The following is a 3,657-nucleotide window of genomic DNA, read 5'->3' on the forward strand; positions in this document are numbered from 1 at the left end:
CCCTCAAGCGCCTTCAAATGCCCCTCGCAAGTTAACGTGACAGCACCGGTTATTGTGCGCTATTTTTGGTCCAACGAAAAGGCAATTACATAATCGCCTCTATCCGGTGATTGCCGAGCCCCTCCAACAGAAACAACAACATACTGCCGGTGCGTTACTGGTGAGATATACGACATGGGCCCACCCTGGCTTCCAACCGGTAGGCGTGCTTTCCAAACCTCCTTTCCGGTCGAGCTATCAAATGCACGGAGATAGTAATCCTGCGTTCCCGCTATGAATACGAGACCACCCTTCGTCGCAAGAGTTCCCCCTAGTGTAGGCATGCCGATAGGCATTTTCATATGCATTTTGACGCCAAATGGACCAGTATCCTGCACAGTTCCGACGGGGACCTGCCAAAGAATTTTATGCGTCTTCAAGCTCACTGCTGACAAAGTACCAAAAGGCGGCTTCTGGCAGGGAATTTGCAGTGGTGACATGAAGCGATTCTTAACAACCGAATAGGGAGTGCCACCAAGAGGAACAGCTCCCATGCCAGCATTGACTGATTCACCACCATCAGATTCTTTTTGCGAATTGTGAGGGTCAGTCCCGCTTTTGGGCGCGTTTGGAACCATCCGCACCCATAGACCCAGACGCATATCATTTACAAAGATAAGATTATTATTAGGATCTGAAGATATGCTGCCCCAATTCATGCCCCCCAGCGAACCAGGGAAGCTTAGCGAAGTATCTGTACCTGGAGCAGTAAATAATCCCGTATAGCGCATTGAGCGAAAATTAATCCGGCATACAAGCTGGTCAAATGGCGTTGCACCCCACATGTCAGATTCCCGTAGCGGTCCGGCGCCAATTTGAGGCATCCCAACAGAAAAAAGTTGTGTAGCGGAATATTGCTCGTTCGGGATGTCCGCTTTTGGTACTGGAATTTCCTTTACTTCGCTAATCGGCTTTCCGGTCAGACGGTCCAGAACAAAAATTTGCCCAGATTTGGTTCCGAAAACAACTGCCGCTTTCTGCCCGTCTTTGGTTGGAACATCAATAAGAGAAGGCTGCATGGGGATATCAAAATCCCACAGATCATTATGCACCGTCTGATATACCCAACGCAGCTGACCTGTGGTGGCATCCAGGGCCAGGATCGATGTTGCGTACTTATGATCTTCTGGAAGGCGATTAGCACCCCACAAGTCTACCGAAGAACTACCCATCGGGATAAAGACTGTGTTCATCGCAGCGTCATACGACATCGGAGCCCAGGAATTCGCTGAACTCCGACGGTAAGTCTCTCCGGGTGCCAGAACATGATTCGGATCTGGGTTACGGGGATCAAACGCCCAACGCAAAGCTCCCGTTATGACGTCATAGCCCCGAATGACACCATCAGGCATATCAGTTTTAACGTTGTCTGCAACGCGTCCGCCTACGATAACGGTCGTACCAGCTACTGTGGGCGCAGAAGTAAGCTGATATTGTGGATCAGACGCATTACCCAATCCTTCTAAAAGATTGACCGTTCCGTGATTCCCGAACTCTGCGCAGAGTTTGCCATTGTCAGCATTTATGGCAACCAACCGACCATCGGGTGTATTGGTAAAAAGCCGCTTTTGGCATGAAACGGAATAATCATAGTTCACAGGGGCCGGATCTGAAGCCGCATTGAGGGTGGCAGGACGCGCAGCGGTCGCATCAAAATACCCCAATCCCCGGCACCGTTGCCAAACCTTTGACTGTGAATTTACCTGTGCTTCCCAGCGAGTCTTACCACTATCAACGTCTACTGAAATGACGTCGTTATGTGGGGTACACAGGTATAAACTGTTGGCTATCTGTAGCGGAGTTTCTTGATCTTCCGCACCGTTGCCACCCGGGCTAACGGGGATATCACCAGTATGCATGACCCATGCCTGATGCAGATGAGAGATATTCTTCCGATTGATTTCAGAAAACGGTGCGAAGCGCGTTCCTTCAGCCGTACGGCCGTAAGCCCCCCAGTCACCATGACCGTCCTGAGTACTCGCAAGAGGCAGCTCTGCGTCAGGGCCTGCCACCGGCGCATGAGGCACAAACATTTCGGCAAATGCTACAGCGATGCCTGCAAAGGTGATGCCCGATAGCCCATAAGACACCGTACGCAAAGCAGTTTTACCGTTAACCTGTCGAAGATATGGAAGGAGAACCAGGAAGATAAGCAGAAAAACAGAAGGCACCATCAAACGTGAAAGTAATGGCCAAAAATCCCAACCTGCGTCCCAGAAAGACCACAAAGCAGTTGTGACATAAAATGCTATAAAAAGCGGAAATGCCAGCATCTGACGGCGTGCCAGAAAATATGCCGAAGACAAAAGGAACAGACTTTCAAGAGCGAAATAAGGGCTACCCCGCAGAGATAGTAACCAAACACCTCCAATCAAAAAATATAATCCGGTTATCGTCAAAACAGCACTTAGCAGCCAAGCTAATGCCAACCCGATCCGACTGTCAGGCTTATCAAGCTGATACATAACGTCCTCCTAATCGCAACAACATGAAGCTGCTCTAAAAGTATTTTCATACTAACCAGGTAGTCAGTTAAGTTGTCGAATAAGCCAAATACCGGACCTGACCCAACCTTACAATTGTCTTTTGGAGGGTCAACTCCTCGTGATAGGTTCACCTAAGAGCTTCGTAACGCAAAAAATTCGGACAAACCCAAAAAACAGGAGTTTTTATGAGTGGCGACATAACGACATCACGTGATGCAGATCAGACAAGGCAAAACATTCTAGAGGTAGCTCTTAAAGAATTTTCGGAATATGGCTTAGCTGGCGCTCGTGTTGATAGGATTGCCAAAGGCACCCGCACCACCAAAGGAATGATTTACTATCACTTCGGTGATAAAGATGGATTATATAAAGCCGTTCTAGAAGAAATATATCCGAAACTCAGAAATTCAGAGGAAAAACTAGATAAATCCAATTTGAATCCCATCGAAGAACTTGAGAAAATAATAGATTTTACATTTGATTACCATAAAAATAATGAGAATTTCGTTAGAATGGTTATGATAGAAAATATAAATAATGGAAAAACACTCAGAAACACTGACATAGATACTGTATTAAGTCAAAATATTCTTATGGAATTGAATTCCATATTAAAAAGGGGTCAAGATTTGGGGGTATTTAAACGATCAATTACCCCTATTGATCTTCACTTATTGTATACATCTTTTTGTTTTTATAGAGTTAGCAATCACCATACAGTCTCTACTGTACTTGGGATGAATATGTTAAGTTCGTCAAATAGCACAAGACACAAGAATTTGGTGAAAAACATGATAATCACGTATTTATCATCACCAGAGCAGTAGTCAGGTATCCGTATTCACTTTCCTGTCATCAATGTCCTGATCTCAGAAGCGTGATTTTTGTAGAATTTTTTTTCGTCCTATCGGCATAAAAATCTTACTGACTGACTAGTTGGTTGTCAATCACGAGATTTAAGTTGAAAGTCGATGCCTCGCATTTACCGTATCCTTCATCATTCCGTAGCTGCCGTAAGTCTGCTTTGCGTAGCGCTATGCTTCTGGGGAGCATTGAATCCAGAACATGCCACTACGGGAAGTATGGCGTGTCGTCAGTTAATTTTGATGATGGCGGAGACGAGTTGGACTGC

The 3,657-nt window shown here is 46.1% G+C and carries 2 protein-coding genes; one reads left to right on the forward strand and one right to left on the reverse strand.

Translation table 11 applies throughout. The annotated features are described in order from the left end of the window. Positions 1–59 precede the first annotated feature (59 nt). Positions 60–2,504, reverse strand: a complete 2,445-nt coding sequence (locus HK28_RS12765; RefSeq protein WP_086644926.1) for a membrane-bound PQQ-dependent dehydrogenase, glucose/quinate/shikimate family — start codon at positions 2,502–2,504, stop codon at positions 60–62. A 206-nt stretch (positions 2,505–2,710) separates the two neighbouring features. On the opposite strand from HK28_RS12765, the gene HK28_RS12770 reads away from it, so the two are divergent. Continuing rightward, a complete protein-coding gene (locus tag HK28_RS12770; RefSeq protein WP_086644927.1) occupies positions 2,711–3,352 on the forward strand; it encodes a TetR/AcrR family transcriptional regulator in 642 nt (213 codons plus the stop codon). Positions 3,353–3,657: the final 305 nt, after the last annotated feature.

The sequence above is a fragment of the Acetobacter sp. DsW_063 genome (genome assembly GCF_002153745.1).
GTDB lineage: Bacteria > Pseudomonadota > Alphaproteobacteria > Acetobacterales > Acetobacteraceae > Acetobacter.

Coding starts and splice junctions, on each gene's coding strand:
- HK28_RS12765 (WP_086644926.1), bottom strand. CDS start 2,504: ATGTATCAGCTTGATAAGCCTGACAGTCGGATCGGGTTGGCATTAGCT.
- HK28_RS12770 (WP_086644927.1), top strand. CDS start 2,711: ATGAGTGGCGACATAACGACATCACGTGATGCAGATCAGACAAGGCAA.